This is a genomic window from Teredinibacter waterburyi, assembly GCF_001922985.1.
Classification (GTDB): Bacteria; Pseudomonadota; Gammaproteobacteria; order Pseudomonadales; family Cellvibrionaceae; genus Teredinibacter; species Teredinibacter waterburyi.
In genome coordinates, this window is record NZ_MRUH01000081.1 from 1 (window position 1) to 627 (window position 627).

At 43.2% G+C, this 627-nt stretch carries 1 protein-coding gene; it reads right to left on the minus strand.

The window, feature by feature from the left end; all coding sequences use genetic code 11:
* Positions 1-163: 163 nt before the first annotated feature.
* A complete protein-coding gene (locus IDZ20_RS05905) occupies positions 164-562 on the minus strand; it encodes an ankyrin repeat domain-containing protein (protein WP_188150506.1) in 399 nt (132 codons plus the stop codon).
* Positions 563-627 lie beyond the last annotated feature (65 nt).

Below are 627 nucleotides of genomic sequence, written 5' to 3' on the forward strand. Positions count from 1 at the left end.
CCTGAAAAGAGAGACTTCAAATTCCTATTTTCGTTCACTGGATTCTATCCACACATAACGCCTTGCTCAGTTGCGCAGCGGTAGTAGTGGATTTTTGTGCAACAATGAGCGCAGCGAATGCACAAAAAGGAGCGTAGACCGCTGCGTCAAATGGAGCAATTTGTTAGGCATTTTTTTCGCACTCCGTTTTTATTTTGGTTTGCAGCTCTTCGATGCCTTGTTGAAGCTTTTCCATATGCTGAGCATTTGCGTTAGGATTAAACTTAAACTCCGCATCTAGGGCCTCGGTATTTGCACCCTTAGAAATTAGGTATTTTACTATTTCTTTGTGTCCGAAATCGTCTGCAACCTTTAGCGGAGTGAAACCACCTTCCCCTTTCTGTTCGATATTAATTCCATTCTCTACGAGCAATTTTGCGGCCTCAATATCTCCCCAAACACATATACAATGTAAAGCGTTGTCACCGAAGCTATTGATATCATTTATGTCGTTTAGCTTTATACCCGAAAAATCAGCAACATCTTCAACTCGGTTTAGCAACTCTCGTACAGCTTTGTTCATTGTGTATGCCTAACGCCGCGTTAACCTGTGCCGCGTGTGGAGTGGAGTTTTGCGGTAAAGTGGCG

Excerpts from the sequence above, each read along its gene's own strand:
- IDZ20_RS05905 (WP_188150506.1), bottom strand. The coding sequence starts at position 562 with ATGAACAAAGCTGTACGAGAGTTGCTAAACCGAGTTGAAGATGTTGCT.